The organism is Methanohalophilus portucalensis, assembly GCF_002761295.1.
Lineage (GTDB): Archaea > Halobacteriota > Methanosarcinia > Methanosarcinales > Methanosarcinaceae > Methanohalophilus > Methanohalophilus portucalensis.
Genome location: NZ_CP017881.1, coordinates 1,877,870 through 1,895,002, shown reverse-complemented (window position 1 = coordinate 1,895,002; position 17,133 = coordinate 1,877,870). Strand labels below are relative to the sequence as shown.

Here is a 17,133-nt window from a genome sequence, read left to right as displayed (position 1 = left end):
ACTAACCTTATATCTTTAACTTTCACATCTTCTCATTGTCATTTTCAATAGTCTCTTCATGTTTAACCGGGCAGCTGGAATTTATTAGACAATAGGTTTTACCGTAGTCATCTACCGTTGATTCTTCGCAAAGTCCAACTCCGTGACGGTGAGCAGCCCGGCTGATCATGTGAGCTGCTACAGGAGCTGTTAACAGAAGAAAAAGACCGACAGTAATTGCTTTGATTCCCATAGGTCCGAATCCAAGTTTTACAACGATTCCCATCATTACTCCAAAGGCTCCCAGTGTTCCGATCTTGGTTGTTGCATGAAGCCGGTTGTATACGTCAGGGAGCCTATAAAGTCCCAGCATTCCCAGGAATACAAAGAACATTCCTGCGAAGAAGAAAAAATTGCTAAGAATATCCTGTATAAATGTTATGTTACTCAGAATACCACTCCCTCATCCAGATATTTTGCTATTGTGACGGTTCCAACAAAGGCTATAATAGAAATCACAAGGGCTACATCCATGAAGAACACAGATTCCTGGACAAAAGAATAAACACCCAGCATGACCACAATTACTGTTGCCAGGGCATCCACTGCGATTACTCTGTCCGGAATTGTTGGACCTTTGATAATCCTGTGGATACAGGGGATAATTGATAATACCATGAATACAAGTGCTATGTCCAGCAAATGGATTGTGTTCATTCGAAGGCCTCCAGTACATATTCTTCCAGATCGTCCTTTATGGAATCACGTATTTCTTTTGCATTGTCGATGTCAATACAGTGTACATATAATGCAGATTTGTCATCAGATACATCAATAGTAAGGGTTCCAGGCGTAAGGGTGATGGTGTTTGCGATAGCTGTAATACCAACATCTGTTTTTGCCCTGATGGGAACTGCTATAATGCCAGGTTTTATATCGATTTTTGGTTGCAGTACGATTTTTGCTACAACGAAACTTGCCTTTACAATCTCAACTATAAGTATGGAGAAATAATGTATCTGTTTTGGTATGCGGTTTAATTTTTCCCTGTAAGAAATTTCCTCTCCGAAACTATAGAGTTCCTTAAATGGCCTGATCAGGAATGGTCCGATCATGGCACCTATGAGGAAATTGCTCAGGTTAACGACACCATGAACAAAACACCAGACAAAACCAAGTGCAATTGAATACAGAACATATCTCTTCATCTTACGCTCCCTCCGAGTACTGCGTTGATATATGGTTGTGGATCAAGGAGCTGATTTGCAATCTCACTTGAAAGAGCTATCAATGGTTCTGAATACACACCAAGGATGAGTACAGCGGCTGCAAGTATAATTATTGGTACTGTAATCATTGGTGAAAGTCCATGTGATGAATATGGGCCATATTTTTCAGAATCCCTTGCTTCACCCCAGAACATGAGTAGCCATGCCCTGAACATGTAGAATATTGTAAAAACTGCGAATGCAAATCCTATAAGCACTGGCAAATAATATTCTCCCAACATGGCCGCATCAAAAAGGACAAATTTTGCTATAAAACCTCCCAGCGGCGGCAATCCTGCAATGGACATTGCTCCTATAAGGAACATGCTACTCATCAGAGGCGCACTTTTGACCATTCCTCCCATCTGATGCATATCCCTTGTTCCGGCATGGTGAATAATTCCTCCGGAGGTCAGGAAAAGCATAGATTTGGCAATTGCATGATTAACAAGATATACCAAAGAAGCTGCAAGGGCATAAGCTGTTCCCATTCCAATCCCCAGGAAAACATAACCTATCTGGCTGACACTGGAATAGGCAAGTAGTCTTTTGACATCTTTCTGGCCGACAGCAGCAATGGCTCCTATTGCTATGGTAATCAATGCAAGCAGGATGATAATTGGTTGTAGTAAAAACAGTGCATCTTTAAAGACCAGGAAATATACCCTGAGAATTCCATATGCTCCCACTTTTATCATAACGCCGCTAAGCATGGCACTTATGGGTGAGGGGGCTGTCGGGTGAACATCCGGCAGCCAGTAATGAAGAGGGAATATGGCGGCCTTGTTACCAAAAACGATGATAAACAGCAAAGCAATGAAATAGATGTGCCAGGGCATAGTTCCTGCATCACTCAGTGTAGCTATTTTGACAGACAGGTCTGCCATATTCAGGGTTCCCATGGTGGCATACAGGGAAGCAATTGCAATCAGCATTACCATCGATCCGATTATGTTCAAGATGAGATACTTGAATGTCGCCTCCATTTTATCGGAAATTTTTGTGACACCTCCGTTTTCCGAAGCTACTACCAGTCCGCATGATGAAAGCAGCAGTATTTCGAAAAACACAAACATATTGAAGATGTCCCCGGTGAGGAATGTTCCATTTAAGCCTGCAACAAGCAGGTTAAAAAGGGAATGATATGTTGTGTTCAGGGACTTTCCTTCGATGTAGTCAAGGGAATATATAAGCGCAAGCAGGGATATCCCTGAACTCAATACAACCATCCCGGAGCCCAGCAGGTCGGCAACGAGCATTATTCCATATTTACCCCATTCTCCAACTTCGTAAACCTGTATCCCGCTGTTCCATACTTGCAAGAGGAGAATAATACTCATCAATAATATGGATGCTGATACAATTATGTTGAGTGTTTTCTGGAAAGTTGGCCTGGAACGCAGCATTATCATTAATGCTGACATAAGAATAGGTGTTGCAACCAGTAATATTGGGAGATGTTCCTGAATATTCATCCCCGCAGCCTCCTGAGTTTCCTGATATCTGTGGTGCCGTATTCTTCATGGATGCGGTAGGCCAGTATAAGTATAAATGCAGTAGTCGCAAGGCTGATTACAATAGCTGTTAATACAAGAGCCTGGACCAGGGGGTCTACGAAAGGGGTTTCCACTCCAGAAGGTACAATTGGTGCAAGTATACCTTCTGATAATTTATCTGTAAAAATTATCCCGCTGCCAGAACCATGATGGCCGTCTGTTATTATAGGAGCTTTTTCACCATCAAATACTCCAGTTGAAACGATTAGCATGTTTACTGCATGGGAAATCAGGGATAAACCAATAATGATTTTTATGATGTCCCTGCGTAGGATTAAAAATGTCCCAATTCCAAATATCAGGGCTATTGTAATCGATAATATTGTATTGTTCATTTATCTTCACCCACGTTTTTGAATATATGTAGCAGAGTGCCAATTACGACAAAATATACTCCAATATCAAAGAGGGTGGCTGATGCCAACTCTATTTCACCGTAGAGGGGGATATCTACAAATTTGATTGAACTCCTGAAAAAATTGTTTCCGTATAGTATTGCTCCAAAAGCGGTCAATGAAGCAATGAGTAATCCTGCCCCGAATAATTTGTCCCAGGAAGGATTAAAGAATGATTTGGTGTACTTTAAACCAAATACTACGTAGGTAAGGGAAATTACAGAGGCAAACATTACACCGCCGATAAATCCTCCTCCGGGATTATTGTGTCCTGCCAATAAAAGGGATATAGAAAATAAACTTACAAGAGGGATACAGATTTTTGTAATTGTCTTTGTGATTAATGTAGTCATTCTCCTTCACCTCTGCTCTTTATAAGATTATAGACCCCAAGTGCTGCCAGACATAATACTGATATTTCTCCCAGGGTATCATAGCCACGGAAATCTACAAGGATTACATTTACAACATTATGTCCTCCTGCAAGTTTTACACTGTTCTCCAGGAAATAGTGGGACAGGGATTCAAATGGTGGTGCTATACCCTGTGTTGCATTAAGTAATAGGATCAATACAGTGGCAGCAACAGTAAATGAAATTCCTATATCTCTTATCAATGTGGTTTTTGGTATTTTTTCTTTGAATGTCTGGGGTACCCTTGCTATCACAAGCAAAAATATTATTGTTGCCAGAGTTTCCACAAGTACCTGTGTAAGAGCAAGGTCGGGTGCTTTGAGATATATGAATACCAAGCTGACCATATAACCAACTGCAGAAAGTGCTATTACGGCAGGAAGATATCTATGCAGGGTTGCTGCTGCGACTGCTGCAATGACCATAAGGGTCATTATCAGTGCCTCGTAAGGGGGAATGTCAAAATTAAGGTTGGCAGGGAATACCTGTGTTGCCATCATGAATGCTGGTATGGCAAACAGTATGACCATTAAAAATAATATAGCATAGATGTAGAGCTTTATGCTACCGGGCTGGGTAAAGTTGGCAAATCCCTTTGCACTTCCCTTTGCTCCATCAACAATCCTGTCATAGTAATAGTTCACACTTACCCGCGGATATTTTGCATTAAACCTGTCCTGCCAGGCCGCTATACTATCATAGCGTGTGTAAATTGTCAGGCCTGCTATGAAAGTGATTACTGTCATGAAAAGGGCCGGTGTAAAACCATGCCAGAGTTTAACATGCAGATGTACTTCCTCGAGCACGATTCCCGCGGTTGTAGGTTCAATTATATTGTGAACCGGAATCGAAGGGACAAGGCCAAACAGGATGACAAGACCTGCAAGGAATGCTGCAGGAACAAGCATTGTGTACGGTGGTTCATGTATATGTTCAGGTAGGTGGTCATGGTGTTTTTCTCCCAGGAATATCCCGTCGATAAGTTTGATGGAATAAGCAAAGGTAAATACACCTCCCAGTACTGCTGCTGCCGGTATCAGGAATGTGAAAGGCCCTCCTATGATGTGGCCCATCTCAACAGAGGTTTCGTAGAACATTTCCTTACTAAGGAAACCATTAAGAGGTGGAATTCCTGCCATTGCAAGGGCTGCTATGGATGCAATGATAAAGGTAATCGGCATGTCCTTTCGCAAACCACCGAGTTTGCGTATGTCCCTGGTGGCTGCCTCGTGTGCAACAATACCTGCTACCAGGAAAAGGCACGCTTTGAAAGTTGCGTGGTTGAGAAGATGGAATGTTGCTGCTGCCACTCCTAAACCGGGTTCGTGGTAGGATGTGTAACCATACATTGTCATCATGTATGCCAGCTGGCTGATAGTTGAATATGCCAGGATTGCTTTGATGTCTGTCTGGCGGAAGGCCAAAAATCCCGCAAGCAGCATTGTGAATATGCCAATTCCACTTACCAGAATAAACCAGGCTTCTGTGCCTGAAAATATGGGGTGTACCCTGGCTACCAGATATATTCCGGCCTTAACCATTGTTGCTGAATGTAAAAAAGCACTGACTGGTGTGGGAGCCTCCATTGCATTTGGAAGCCATATGTAAAAAGGCCCCTGTGCGGATTTGGCAGCTGCACCTATCAGGATAAGGACCAGTGTTATTAAGAAGAAAGGATGAGCTTTGATGTTTTCAATTATGGCGGGGTTCTGGAGAATAGTAGCGATATCGTAGGACCCTGTAATAGTATGTAGCAGGATAAATCCTGCCAGCATGAAAAGACCGCCACCTGCTGTGAGCAGCAGGGATTTGGTGGCCCCGTAGATGGAAGCGGGTTTCCCTCTCCAGTAACCGATGAGCATGAATGATGTGATACTGGTAAGTTCCCAGAATATGAATAGCTGGAGTGTATTCCCTGCAAAGACCATACCGATCATGGACCCCATGAATAAGAGCAAGTACTGGTAATAACGGGGGAGGTCTTCCTTGTGGGACATGTACCCATTGGAATAGGACATTATAATTACACCGATACCGGATGCTATGAATCCGATCATCATGGCCAGCCCATCGGCATAAATGCTAAATTCTGCACCGATGCTTGGCATCCACTCAATTGAGTGTTGTATTATATGTCCATGAATTATTTCGGGAGCTACTATACCTATTAATGCAAAACTCAGGAAGGCAATTCCTGCTGCAAACCAACCGATCCTGTGTTTCAGGAACTTTTCCAGCAGCGGTATGAATATCGCCGCGGCAAAGGGTAAAAATATAGCCAGTATGATTGCCGTAAAGGAGTCCATGCCTCTCCTTAATTAAATTCCAATATATAACTGTTGTTCATGATCAATAAACATTTTTATCAAGTCTATTTGATCATATTTATCTATTGTTCTTCTTCACTTGTTTTTTGTTTAAGTCAGACCGCGGTTCTTAATCATTATTCATTTTGCTTTGTCAGATTTTATGGCCTGACGGCGCTGTCTTCTTTATATATACCTCTCTGGGGAGCAACAAAATATATATAGGTTAAATCTGTATAGGGAGAGTGCTTCAGGGTGGCCCTGAGGTACAGGGTGTCTGCGTTTTTGTAGATGTCTGATAAGCAAAATGGGCCCGTGGTCTAGTAGGTTATGACATCGCCTTGACATGGCGGGGATCCTGAGTTCGACTCTCAGCGGGCCCACTTCCGAAATTGCGATATGTTTAAATAAAAAAACCGCATTTATGTGGTGCTCCCAATGCCCAGGTAGCTCAGTTTGGGAGAGCGCTGCCCTGAAGAGGCAGTTGTCCCCGGTTCGAGTCCGGGTCTGGGCACCAATTCAGTATGAACATCAGTAGTGTAGTGGTTATCACCGGGCGTTGCCAACGCTCGAACCCGGGTTCGAATCCCGGCTGATGTATACCTATTTTTTATCCTTTTATCCCTTAGTTCGGTCTGTTATATTATCCTGTAAATTTCCTTATATTATTTTATTTTCTACTGTAATGTATCTTAGTATATTTTTTGTTTCTTTGGATTTGTGCAACGGAGTTTTGCTATTAAGTCACTTATAAAAGGACAAAAATTTAGTCAGAGCGATGCCTCTCTCATAAAAAATATAAAGGTTAAAAATATAGATTTTATATGCGTAAAGGGCCAGATGGTAATAAGGTGTCGATATGAAATATAATTGGTTAATTCTGTTTGCATTAATGATAATCTCTATGATAGTGGTTAGTGGTTGTGCTGGTACTTCGGATAGTTCCTCTAGTATGGAAGGGTTGGAAGAAGATACATCCCCAGAAAATGTTTCATCAGGGGATGTGAAATAGCCGATGATGGCAAACATCATGGTGTAAGAATGGAATACTATGGGGTAATGACTCCTTCTGAAATGGAATTAGAAATAGGGGATGCTATAGCCTGGAGAAACTATAAACCACAGGGTACCTACGTACTTGTGAGCGACGATAACCTCTTTGAAAATCAGGAAATGAGTTCCAAAGATGTTTATTTCTACACTTTCACTGAAAAAGGCACCTACACTTTCAGTGTGACAGATATCCCGGAAATGACACTTGAGGTCACAGTAAAATAATGTTTGATATCTCTATTATCAGCCATTAGCGCTCTTGCGTGCTTTTCCAAGCAATCCCTGAATCCGCTTTATGTCATCTTTATCTTTTGGATGCAATCCAAGTGCCTGTTTGTACATCTGTACAGCCATCCCGTAATTGTGCATTCCATGAAAAGCCCGCCCCTTCATTTCCCATATTATCGGTTTGTTCATGCCTTGCTGCACAAGGGTATCAAAACACCTGTTTGCCTGGGAATACTTGCCCAGCTGTATGCAGGCCACTCCTTTATTGAAAAGGGCATTCTTGTTGGACGGCTCCATTTCCAGTGCCTTACTGAACAATTCATAGGCCTTTTTGTGATCTGTCCTGCATTCCTGGCCCTTTATTATCAGTTCTTCAACACTCGCTTTTTTCTTATTCCGCAATTTACTTCGGGCACGGTTTAATGCATCTGTGTTGCTTGTATTATCTGTAGAAAGTTTGCCCTGCGATTTTGAGACGGTTTTTCTTTCCTTCTTTGCAGGGGGGATGTATTTCTCCAATCCAAGTATTTCATGCATTATCATTATAGCTGCATGTTTATCCAGTGGCTCATTGTTATTGCCACATTTCGGGGACTGGATACATGAAGGACATCCCTCTTCACAGGGGCAACCCTTGATTGCTTTTAAGGTAACATCAAGCATTTCTTCAATTTTTTCAAAACCATTCTCTGCAAAACCAACGCCTCCTTCATGACCATCATAGATGAATATCCCGCTTCTTCCCTCCAGATCTCCATGTGATGGCGTGGATACTCCTCCGACATCGTTGCGATCTGCAAGCAGATGTATTGGATACATTGCTATCATTGCATGTTCAATTGCATGCAGGCCACCGGCAAAATCCCGCTTTTGTTTATTCACCATCTCTTCATAGCCTGCAGGCAGGTCTATCCACAAACTTTCGGTTTCAAGGGATGAGGGGGGCATTTCTATCTCCTTCCTGCCCATCTCTTCATCCGATCCGTGCTGTATTCTGCGGAAACCTGTTACCTGTTCGACAACCTCGACCCTTCCCAAACCGACGGTAATATCGTCCAGTTTCCCGGGCTTTTTTTCCTCGTACTTTTCTCTGAGGAATATCTCGGAGGCAATCATTGGTTTGGTATAATAATCAGCTTTACCCTTCTCAACAAGGATCTCTTTCTTGCTGTGGTTCATTTTTTGCACAACATAGGGATTTCCCATATGGATATAGATGGCTCCTTCAAATGCTTCCCTGAAAGCCATTGAGCGTTCCAGATCTTTTTCAATAATTTTCCTCTTGCCACCTGTGATATCTATAAGGGAATATCCGTTCCTCCCGGCTCCCCTTATGTTCACCTGTCCATGAGGATGATTATCAAGACAGATTGTACCCTTTTCATTTTCTGCAAGCAATTTTTCTTCCTTCAGGACGTCAATGACATCCCGTATTCCGCTACCGAAATACTTCTCGTCCTCCTGTTGCAGGGGTAATTCTTTTGCTGCACACAGGATATGTCCCGTTTGTATGTAGGTATTTTCAGGATTGATGACAGCATCCTCGCAAGATTTTGCAAAAAATTTCTCTGGATTGCGCATGTAGTACTGGTCCAGGGCATCCTGGCCGGCAACAAGTACCACCATGCTTTCGTTCTCTCCTCTGCCGGCTCTTCCGGCCTGCTGTCGTGTGCTCATTATAGTGCCTGGAAATCCATCAAGGATACAACCGTCGAGTCCTCCGATGTCAATCCCGAGTTCTAAGGCATTTGTTGAAAGGACGCCTTTAAGGGTACCATTCTGCAATTGTTTTTCTATGAGAATCCTGTCTTCTGGACTATAGCCACCACGATAAGGGGAGATCTTTTCTTTCAACCCCCGGTTTTGCAGTTCATTTTTTGATTGGAGGTACATTCTCTCCATTTTCTGGCGGGAACGGGTAAAAAGAATAGTTTGTAACCCTTCCTGTATTAATGTGGTAAACAGCCGGTTTGAATCTGCAAAACTGCTTTTGCGCAAGAAATAACCCTTTTTGTTATAGTATGCGGGGGGGTTCCAGAATACAAACTTTTGTGCTCCCCTGCCTGAACCATCCCTGTCAATGACCTCCACGTTTTTTCCAGTCAGGCTGCATGCATGTTTCCCGGGGTTGCCAATGGTGGCACTGCAGCATATGTATTGGGGATTGGAGCCGTAGTGGTCGCATATTCTCTGCAGCCGGCGCAACAGATTTGCCATGTTGCTGCCGGTGACACCGGTGTAATAATGGCTTTCATCCAGGATTATGTATTTCAGGTTGGATAATACTCTGTACCACTGCTGTTTCCAGCCCAGTACACTCATATGCAGCATTTCGGGATTGGTAAAAATAATATTTGCATCGGCTTTTGCCTGCCATCTCTCTTCTTTTGAGGATGATCCTACAAAACGGGCAATGTCAATACTTTCACCCAGTACATCTCTCAATTTCACAAAATTTGAATACTGATCATTGGCAAGGGCATTTAAGGGCGATATATAAAGGACAGTGGAGTCAGGATGATCCATTATTTCTTCAAAAACAGGTATTGTATATGCCAGGGATTTTCCGCTGGCAGTACTGGTTGCCAGTACGATATCTTTTCCACTTCTGATCTTTTCAATAGCTTCTGTCTGATGGGAATATAGTCTTTTAATTCCTCTTTCATGCAGGGCAAATCTGAGCAATGGTTTGATATCGACATTATCATACTTTCCCTGTTTTTCTTTTATGGATTCACTGTGTACGATTTGTCCTTCGTAACCCCTGGATGATTTTATTTTGGAAAGTATTTTTTCAATATCCATTGTTTTGTCCTCTTCCATGCCCCTGAATAAATGTGTATATAATGACGGCAAGCTGGCTGGGGTGGTATAGAGGATTGGTTATTCTTATGTTTATCCGATGTTTGGGGTGCCTACACCCATCACTATCAGGCGTGTTTCCATTGGTGGGTGATGCCACCCGTCCGGGACCACGGTTTTCTTTTCAAATGTGATTTTCACCCTGTCAGAATCTATACGGCATTTGTTCATGTATGCTTTTACAGTATCTTCTCCGGTCTTTCTTGCAAAATCCAGGGCATCCACATATTTCTTAAACTGCCTTCTTTGCCCGGGTGCAAATACAAGAAAATCCTCTTCGGGTCGTTGCAGGGAATGTGGCCTGATCATAATATCCACGCGTTTGATCCCTTTTCCCATAAGTGCTCCTACCGCATTGCCAACTTCGAAACTTTCAGGTACCTTTATGTCTGCGATCAATATTTTTTGTATTTCATCCACGTAAGCCTTAACAGGTCCCCCAACCAGGACTACAGGAATATCCAGATTCAAACGTGCCGGATATTTGCCGTTAAGTATGTCCATGATAACTTTTTCATCAACATCTGGTAGCAGGAAGTGAATCAATTCTCTTGACATATTTTTTGCAAACATTTCTTTGATATTTTTACAAAACTCTACCTTGTTCTTCCTGAGAAGTTTTGAAAGCATCTCAGCCCCTTTTTCAGAAGCTTCCACATTCCACTCGGTATAATCTCCCAGTACATGCAGGGCATCTGTCGGAGTGAATCCTATTGCCTGGACAAGTCTTTTCTGTATCAGGGAATCCAATACATTTGCAGAAGGCATCCCATTTAGTTGATGGGAAATAGTTTGTATGGAAACTGGCTGTTCATCCAGTAAGTCCAGGATTTCTTTCTCTTGTGGATTAATATGCTGGTGGTCTGATTGATTCTTCATGAAAAAGCGGGTTGGCTGGAAATTTTCATTTTCCATTACACGGAAGGTAGGTGCCTGCTTACTCAGGATCTCCATAAGTTGTGGGTGATGTGTAGCAGCCACACAGAGGGGTATTACTCTTCTGGGTCCGATATTTATGCTCTTTTTAGTAATCCATATGTGACTATCTCCTCCCATGGCAGAAGTTTCCATGTCGATTGCTTTGACCCTTGTCTTCCAGCCACCAACTGTAGCCCCCTCTGCTTTTAACTCCGGTAGTCCTTTGTAGATAGCAGAAACATCGGTGCTTGTGCCTCCAACGTCCATAACGGCACAGGTATTCAGGTCTGCCAGGTAAGAAGCACCCACAAGACTTGCTGCAGGTCCGGAAAAAATAGTTTCTATTGGCCGATGCAGAGCATCCTCTATATTGACCACAGACCCATCACAACGCAACATCAGCATTTTTTCCTGTATTCCGAGCTTTTCGATTTCATGGATGACTGACCGGATGAATTTTGTAGTAACAGGAATAAGCTGGGCATTGAGAAGGGCAGTGACAGCTCGTTCATAAGCTCCGAGTTCTTGGGAAAGCTCATGGCCGCATACAACAGGTTTGCCGGTAAGTTTGAGAATTTTATCCTTTACCTTAAGTTCATGTTCCGGATTACGGGTTCCAAAATAGCCAGAAACTGCGAATACTGAAACGTTGCTCTGCACTTTTTTGATATATTCCTCCACTTTTTTCATATCCAGGGGGCTCGACTCTTCACCGTTTTGGTCGTGTCCTCCGGCTATGAATACATAATTCTCTGCGGCAAGTTCCCTTTCCAGGGGGTGGTCGCCGATCAGGATTAGGGAGGCGGATGCGCCGGTTTTTTCCAGGAGGGTATTTGTGGAAAGTGTTGTGGATACGGACACTAGGTTTATGTTTTCCATATATTCCCTGTTCAGCAATCCCAGGACATTATGTATGCCCATAATGAGATCCGGATAGGTAGTAAGGGATTTAGCACTGTCTACGACTTTCCCGTCCCGGTTACGGATAAGAACTGCATCCGTGTACGTTCCGCCAGCATCAATTCCCAGACTGTATTGCATTTTCCTTTCACTCCAAAAGGAGATTTTCCGGTAGGTATAAATGCTTTTACATTTGACTTCCGGGGATCGATGTGCCTTTAATATCCGGGATGGGTGTATTTTTATGATTATTTGTATGGGGTACCAGGATTCAGTTTTCTGCTTTCATTTTGAAAAATAACCAGCCCTTATTGTTCTTGCCGTACTTCGTCTTAACAAGAACATAGTCACCAGTCAATTGTTTTCCTTTTAGTGTGAAGACGATTTCCTTTTCTTCAATCTTTTTTGCTTCGTAGTTCCCCCTGTCCCATATTTCAACTTTGCCGGCTCCGTATTGTCCTTCAGGTATTTCTCCCTCAAAATCGGCATATTCCATTGGATGGTCTTCCGTCTGTATGGCAAGTCTCTTGATTCCGGCTTTTTTTGGAGGTTGTTTGGGAACTGCCCAGCTTTTCAGTACGCCATCAATCTCTAGCCTGAGATCGTAATGCAGATTGCTGGCGTCATGTTTCTGTATTACAAAAATAGGTTCATCGGATCTGGAAGTCTCTTTGGCTTCAGGTTCAGATGTCCTGTCGAAATCTCTTTTTTTCCTGTATTCTTCTAGCATAAATAAAAATATGAGTAAAGAGCTATAATAGAATATTGCAATTATATGGGGCTTTCAATGCTGGAAAAAGTTGATCTCTCAAAAAGAATAGATGATAAGGAGTACAAGGATTTAGTCGATAAACTTGAGATCAAAATGGGGGAATTACAGCGCAAGAGCTGGAAAATGCAGCTTCCCATAATTGTTGTCTTCGAAGGCTGGCATGCTTCGGGTATGAGTGATATAATAAACCGTTTCATTCTTCCCATGGACCCCAGGGGATTCCGTTTCCATACAGCTACCAGTCCCACAGATGAGGAAAAACTCCGGCCGCTTTTGTGGCGATTCTGGACCAAAGTTCCTGCCCGTGGCCAGGTGGCAATCTTTGATCGCAGCTGGTACAGGCGAGCAATTATAGAACATATTGAAAAAAACAATGGAAAGGGACTTGAAAGATGCCTGCAGGGAATCAGGAGTTTTGAGAGGCAACTTGCAGACGATGGTTACCTTATAATCAAGTTCTTCCTGCACATAAGCAAAGAAAAACAGCAACAGCGATTTAAAGAACTGGAAAAGAATAATGGGGATCTTTTTATTGTGGGGGAAGATGAGGTGGATTATGCAAATGAATACGAAACCTATCTTCACACCGTAGAAAAAATCCTGGAAAACACGGATTCTTTCAGGGCCCCCTGGACAATTGTAGAAGCAAATAACAGGAATTTTGCCACTGTCAAGATCATGACGGCTTTTATAAATGCAATGGAAGATAAACTCAAAGAGGTAGATTATAAATCCGTTACTGAAACTACTGTGGACCTCTTTCCTAAAGAGGATTTACCGGGAATACCATCCCTTAAAACTTCTATACTGGCACGCACCGATATGGAAAAAACTATCGATAAAAAGGAATATAAAAAGAAGAAGAAAGACTATCAGGAACGTTTGAGGCATTTGCAATATGAACTGTTGAAGCGCCAGATTCCTGTAATTATTATTTATGAAGGCTGGGATGCATCAGGTAAAGGGGGTAATATCCGGAGGCTTGCTCACCGGCTCAATCCACGTCTCTATTCAGTTATTCCCATTGGCGCTCCCAATGATTATGAGGTCTCGCGTCATTATCTCTGGAGGTTCTTAAAGGAAATTCCACCCGCCGGTAGAATTGCTATTTTTGATCGTAGCTGGTATGGCAGGGTCATGGTGGAACGGGTAGAACAGCTATGCACGGAAAACGAGTGGAAACGTGCTTATCGGGAGATTAATGAATTTGAAGCGATGCTTACTGACTGGAATGCTGTAGTTGTTAAGTTCTGGTTGCATATAGATCAGGAGACCCAGTTTGAAAGGTTCCAGAAAAGGAGTGAAACACCTCACAAACAATGGAAAATCACTCAAGAGGATTGGCGAAACCGTGAAAATTGGGATGCCTATCGTGAAGCTGTAGATGAGATGCTTGAAAAAACAAGCACTACTTATGCCCCCTGGACAATTGTGGAAGGTAACGATAAAAAATATGCCCGTATAAAGGCCATGAAAACCGTCACGGAAGCAATTGAAGAAAAACTTAAAAGTTAATCAGACAAAATTTTCTTTATGTTTTTTGTACATTACATGGACCATACCATCGACAAGGCCAATCTTTGGCACATAGATTTTATTGATATTTCCCCACTTCATAGCTGATAGGTAAACCTTTGATGCCGGTACGATTACATCAGCACGATCCGGTTTCATATTGAATTTTATTATGCGCTCTTCAACAGTAAACTTGCCCAGATAATTTGCCGTGTTTTTGAGTTTTTTATATTTCAGAGGTTTTCCTTCCTTTTTTCCGGCATGTTTGAATAACTTGTTTATATTTCCTCCAGTACCGATTGCGCAAACATTATCTTCCCCTTCAAGAGTGTCTTTGATCCATTTTTTCATTCTCTTCCAATTCCTCTTTGGCACCAACCCTTCTTTTATCCGGATTGTTCCAATGTTAAAAGAGCGGGATCTGACTGCATGTTTTCCCTTAAAAAAAGTAATTTCGGTACTTCCTCCTCCTACATCTATGTATAGGTAGGATCCATTCTTGTCCAGTATTTTTTCTATATGATTGGAATAAATTACCTTTGCTTCCCTTTTTCCTTCAATGACCTGCAAATCGATATCACATTCTTTTTTGATCCGGTTTACTATTTTTTTGTGATTTTTTGACTCTCGCATTGCCGATGTTGCATAAGCCATGTATTCTATAGGCTGGTAGACATTTATGAGGTGTCTGAAAGCCTGCATTAATTCTACAAGTTTGTCGGCTTTTTCTTCAGATATTTTCTTGTTGATGAATGCATCATCACCAAGCCTAAGGGGTATCCTGAGCAAGGACACCTTTTCAAAAAAGGGCTGGCCCGTTTCATCCTCCACCCTTGAAAACAGGAGTCTGATAGCATTGGATCCTACATCAATAGCAGCGAATTTCATTTATTAGCCTGCCCGGTCTTTCTGGCCAGATAATCATATATTTCATCCTGGCATCTGATTTCTTGATCGTCAACACTTATCAGGTAGGGATTGTCCTGTTTCTCATTGATGATCCTTGCTTTTTTCCTGTCATTGAACTGCATTTTCATGAAGTCCCAGAGTTCTTTCTGTATATCCGGATCATATATGGGGGTGGCAACTTCTACTCTTTTGTCAAGATTGCGTACCATCCAGTCAGCAGATGAAATATAGTATTTAGTATCCCCTTCATTGCAAAATACAAAAATTCTTGAATGTTCCAGATATTTATCTACAATACTAATGGCACTGATGTTTTCACTCTGTCCTTCAACTCCGGGCACAAGGGAGCAGATGCCTCTAATTATCAGATCTATCTTAACGCCTGCATTGTTTGCTTCATAGAGTGCATCGATCATTTCCTTGTCCACAAGACTATTCATTTTTGCACAGATGAATGCCTCCTTTCCTCTGGATGCATTTTCTGTTTCCTTTCGAATAAGGTTCAAATATTTCTTTCTAAGCTGGTGGGGAGCTACCAGCAAATGCTGGTAATCATAAACTTTGTAGTTATGTTCAAAAAATTCAAATAAGTTGCTAATTTCTTCATTGATTTGACTGTTAAAGGTAAGAAGACAGTGGTCACTGTATAATCTCGCGGTTGATTCATTGAAATTACCTGTTGCCACGGCACTATAAGAAACAGATTCGTCCCCTTCTTTGCGTTCTATCTGGCAGAGTTTGGCATGCACCTTCAATCCCGGTACACCGTCAATTAAGATAGCACCGGCATCTTCCAGCATTTGCGTCCAGTAAATATTGGCTTTTTCATCGAACCTGGCCTGTAATTCCATTACTACTGTTACTTTTTTGCCATTTTTGATGGCGTTTGTCAGGGCATTGATAACTTTTGAGTTCTTTGCAACCCTGTACAGGGTAATTTTTATCGAGGTGACCATCGGGTCAATAGCCGCTTCCCTGAGCAGGTCTATCATATAATCAAAAGATTGGTATGGATAGTGGAGAAGAATATCTTTTCTTTTGATTGCTTTTAAGATACTTGTATGTGCCTCGATCGAGGGGTGTGTCAACGGAGGCGAATTCTGGTATCCAAGATCTTCCATTCCCATGCGCGGGAAATCCATGAAATCTCTGGCGTTATGGTAGCGACTTCCGGGAATCAGGTTCTCAAAATTATTCATTTTGCTTTTTCTGAGGATAAAGTTAAGCAAGTGCTCGGGAATTTCCCTGTCGTATACAAATCTTACAGGCAGTCCACGTTTTCTTTCTTCAAGACTCTTCATCACTTTTTCAAAGAAACTTTTTGTTACATCTTCTTCAAAATCGAGCTCAGCATCCCTTGTAAGTTTTATTGTATAAGCGTCGATCCTGTCATAGTTAAATATTGCAAAAATATCTTTCAGGCCAAACCTTATGATATCATCCAGGATTATAACATATTTCTTGTCATCTTTTGAAGGCAGGCTGATATATCTGGGTATAATATCGGCAGGAACTTCTATCAGGGCATATTTATAATCTGCAGGATCCTCTTTCCTGTACATATGAATTGCAAGATATATTACATGATTTTTTAGGTAGGGGAACTTTTTCTTTTCATTGAGCATTAAGGGAACAAGCAAAGAGTGAATCTTTTGTTTGAAATACTCTGAAATGTAGTTTTTATGATAATCCTTGAGGTTATTTTCATCAAGTATGTATATCTTATTCTTCTGGAGTTCCTTACTAATTTCCTTGAATACATCGTCAAAATCATTTTGCAAAGTGAGAACTGTACTCTGTATTTTTTGCAACACTTCTCTGGGGGATCCTCCAAACATCACTTTTTCATTAATGTCGGCATCAATCATTCTTCTGATTGTTCCCACACGTACACTGAAAAATTCGTCAAGGTTTGATGAAAAGATGCCCAGGAACTTCAGCCTTTCCATCAGGGGTACACGGGTATCGGCAGCTTCTTGCAATACTCTTTCATTGAAGGACAGCCAGCTAATTTCCCGATTGATATATTTAAGTGATTCTCTTTTCATGGTATCCCATT

The 17,133-nt window shown here is 41.9% G+C and carries 14 protein-coding genes and 3 tRNA genes; 5 read left to right on the top strand and 12 right to left on the bottom strand.

Going from position 1 to position 17,133, the window contains the following annotated elements; translation table 11 throughout:
- Nucleotides 1-22: 22 nt before the first annotated feature.
- From mnhG to mbhE, 7 genes are read right to left on the bottom strand one after another with little or no spacing between them, the layout of a single operon-like run.
- Nucleotides 23-403: a monovalent cation/H(+) antiporter subunit G gene (gene mnhG / locus BKM01_RS09770; protein WP_257790299.1), complete on the bottom strand. Its 381-nt coding sequence runs from the start codon at nt 401-403 to the stop codon at nt 23-25.
- Nucleotides 404-426: 23 nt separating this feature from the next.
- Entirely contained in the window at nt 427-696 is a 270-nt protein-coding gene (locus tag BKM01_RS09765) for a cation:proton antiporter (protein WP_072358223.1), read from the bottom strand.
- The gene (locus tag BKM01_RS09760) at nt 693-1,187 is read right to left on the bottom strand and encodes a Na+/H+ antiporter subunit E (RefSeq protein ID WP_072358221.1); all 495 of its coding nucleotides are present in this window, start codon (nt 1,185-1,187) and stop codon (nt 693-695) included. The genes BKM01_RS09765 and BKM01_RS09760 overlap by 4 nt, the downstream gene beginning before the upstream one ends.
- Nucleotides 1,184-2,722 carry a proton-conducting transporter transmembrane domain-containing protein gene (locus BKM01_RS09755; RefSeq protein ID WP_072358219.1) on the bottom strand — a complete coding sequence of 513 codons (1,539 nt, stop codon included), beginning with the start codon at nt 2,720-2,722 and terminating at the stop codon, nt 1,184-1,186. The genes BKM01_RS09760 and BKM01_RS09755 overlap by 4 nt, the downstream gene beginning before the upstream one ends.
- Nucleotides 2,719-3,138: an NADH-quinone oxidoreductase subunit K gene (locus tag BKM01_RS09750; RefSeq protein ID WP_072358218.1), complete on the bottom strand. Its 420-nt coding sequence runs from the start codon at nt 3,136-3,138 to the stop codon at nt 2,719-2,721. Before BKM01_RS09750 ends, BKM01_RS09755 begins: the two co-directional genes overlap by 4 nt.
- Nucleotides 3,135-3,551, bottom strand: coding sequence for a monovalent cation/H+ antiporter subunit B (locus BKM01_RS09745; RefSeq protein WP_072358216.1), 417 nt, complete (start codon nt 3,549-3,551; stop codon nt 3,135-3,137). Before BKM01_RS09745 ends, BKM01_RS09750 begins: the two co-directional genes overlap by 4 nt.
- On the bottom strand, nt 3,548-5,917 hold the full coding sequence (gene mbhE, locus BKM01_RS09740) for a hydrogen gas-evolving membrane-bound hydrogenase subunit E (protein WP_072358213.1): 2,370 nt from the start codon (nt 5,915-5,917) through the stop codon (nt 3,548-3,550). The genes BKM01_RS09745 and mbhE overlap by 4 nt, the downstream gene beginning before the upstream one ends.
- 309 nt (nt 5,918-6,226) lie before the next feature.
- On the opposite strand from mbhE, the gene BKM01_RS09735 reads away from it, so the two are divergent.
- The 4 genes from BKM01_RS09735 (at nt 6,227) to BKM01_RS09715 (ending at nt 7,195) form a co-directional block, all read left to right on the top strand.
- Nucleotides 6,227-6,300 (top strand) — tRNA-Val (locus tag BKM01_RS09735).
- A gap of 57 nt (nt 6,301-6,357) precedes the next feature.
- Nucleotides 6,358-6,434, top strand: a tRNA-Phe gene (locus BKM01_RS09730).
- 11 nt (nt 6,435-6,445) lie between these two features.
- Nucleotides 6,446-6,517 (top strand) — tRNA-Gly (locus BKM01_RS09725).
- A gap of 441 nt (nt 6,518-6,958) precedes the next feature.
- Nucleotides 6,959-7,195, top strand: coding sequence for a cupredoxin domain-containing protein (locus tag BKM01_RS09715; protein ID WP_072358209.1), 237 nt, complete (start codon nt 6,959-6,961; stop codon nt 7,193-7,195).
- A gap of 18 nt (nt 7,196-7,213) precedes the next feature.
- Here BKM01_RS09715 and BKM01_RS09710 read toward each other — a convergent pair whose 3' ends face one another.
- The 3 genes from BKM01_RS09710 to BKM01_RS09700 form a co-directional block, all read right to left on the bottom strand.
- A complete protein-coding gene (locus BKM01_RS09710) occupies nt 7,214-10,021 on the bottom strand; it encodes a DEAD/DEAH box helicase (protein ID WP_233125553.1) in 2,808 nt (935 codons plus the stop codon).
- A 72-nt stretch (nt 10,022-10,093) separates the two neighbouring features.
- Nucleotides 10,094-12,019 (bottom strand): hydantoinase/oxoprolinase family protein, encoded by a 1,926-nt coding sequence (locus tag BKM01_RS09705; protein WP_072358207.1) that lies wholly within the window; start codon nt 12,017-12,019, stop codon nt 10,094-10,096.
- Between the two features lie 130 nt (nt 12,020-12,149).
- On the bottom strand, nt 12,150-12,608 hold the full coding sequence (locus BKM01_RS09700) for a DNA polymerase ligase N-terminal domain-containing protein (RefSeq protein ID WP_072358205.1): 459 nt from the start codon (nt 12,606-12,608) through the stop codon (nt 12,150-12,152).
- A gap of 57 nt (nt 12,609-12,665) precedes the next feature.
- On the opposite strand from BKM01_RS09700, the gene pap reads away from it, so the two are divergent.
- The gene (gene pap / locus BKM01_RS09695; RefSeq protein ID WP_072358203.1) at nt 12,666-14,165 is read left to right on the top strand and encodes a polyphosphate:AMP phosphotransferase; all 1,500 of its coding nucleotides are present in this window, start codon (nt 12,666-12,668) and stop codon (nt 14,163-14,165) included.
- Here the strand turns inward: pap and BKM01_RS09690 are convergent, their stop codons facing one another.
- Entirely contained in the window at nt 14,166-15,053 is an 888-nt protein-coding gene (locus BKM01_RS09690) for a Ppx/GppA phosphatase family protein (protein ID WP_072358201.1), read from the bottom strand.
- On the bottom strand, nt 15,050-17,122 hold the full coding sequence (ppk1, locus tag BKM01_RS09685; protein ID WP_072358199.1) for a polyphosphate kinase 1: 2,073 nt from the start codon (nt 17,120-17,122) through the stop codon (nt 15,050-15,052). The genes BKM01_RS09690 and ppk1 overlap by 4 nt, the downstream gene beginning before the upstream one ends.
- Nucleotides 17,123-17,133: the final 11 nt, after the last annotated feature.

Bases quoted from the DNA above. Each gene is read 5' to 3' on its own strand.
- BKM01_RS09765 (WP_072358223.1), bottom strand. From the start codon at position 696: ATGAACACAATCCATTTGCTGGACATAGCACTTGTATTCATGGTATTA.
- BKM01_RS09760 (WP_072358221.1), bottom strand. From the start codon at position 1,187: ATGAAGAGATATGTTCTGTATTCAATTGCACTTGGTTTTGTCTGGTGT.
- BKM01_RS09755 (WP_072358219.1), bottom strand. From the start codon at position 2,722: ATGAATATTCAGGAACATCTCCCAATATTACTGGTTGCAACACCTATT.
- BKM01_RS09750 (WP_072358218.1), bottom strand. From the start codon at position 3,138: ATGAACAATACAATATTATCGATTACAATAGCCCTGATATTTGGAATT.
- BKM01_RS09745 (WP_072358216.1), bottom strand. From the start codon at position 3,551: ATGACTACATTAATCACAAAGACAATTACAAAAATCTGTATCCCTCTT.
- mbhE (WP_072358213.1), bottom strand. From the start codon at position 5,917: ATGGACTCCTTTACGGCAATCATACTGGCTATATTTTTACCCTTTGCC.
- BKM01_RS09715 (WP_072358209.1), top strand. From the start codon at position 6,959: ATGGAATACTATGGGGTAATGACTCCTTCTGAAATGGAATTAGAAATA.
- BKM01_RS09710 (WP_233125553.1), bottom strand. From the start codon at position 10,021: ATGGAAGAGGACAAAACAATGGATATTGAAAAAATACTTTCCAAAATA.
- BKM01_RS09705 (WP_072358207.1), bottom strand. From the start codon at position 12,019: ATGCAATACAGTCTGGGAATTGATGCTGGCGGAACGTACACGGATGCA.
- BKM01_RS09700 (WP_072358205.1), bottom strand. From the start codon at position 12,608: ATGCTAGAAGAATACAGGAAAAAAAGAGATTTCGACAGGACATCTGAA.
- pap (WP_072358203.1), top strand. From the start codon at position 12,666: ATGCTGGAAAAAGTTGATCTCTCAAAAAGAATAGATGATAAGGAGTAC.
- BKM01_RS09690 (WP_072358201.1), bottom strand. From the start codon at position 15,053: ATGAAATTCGCTGCTATTGATGTAGGATCCAATGCTATCAGACTCCTG.
- ppk1 (WP_072358199.1), bottom strand. From the start codon at position 17,122: ATGAAAAGAGAATCACTTAAATATATCAATCGGGAAATTAGCTGGCTG.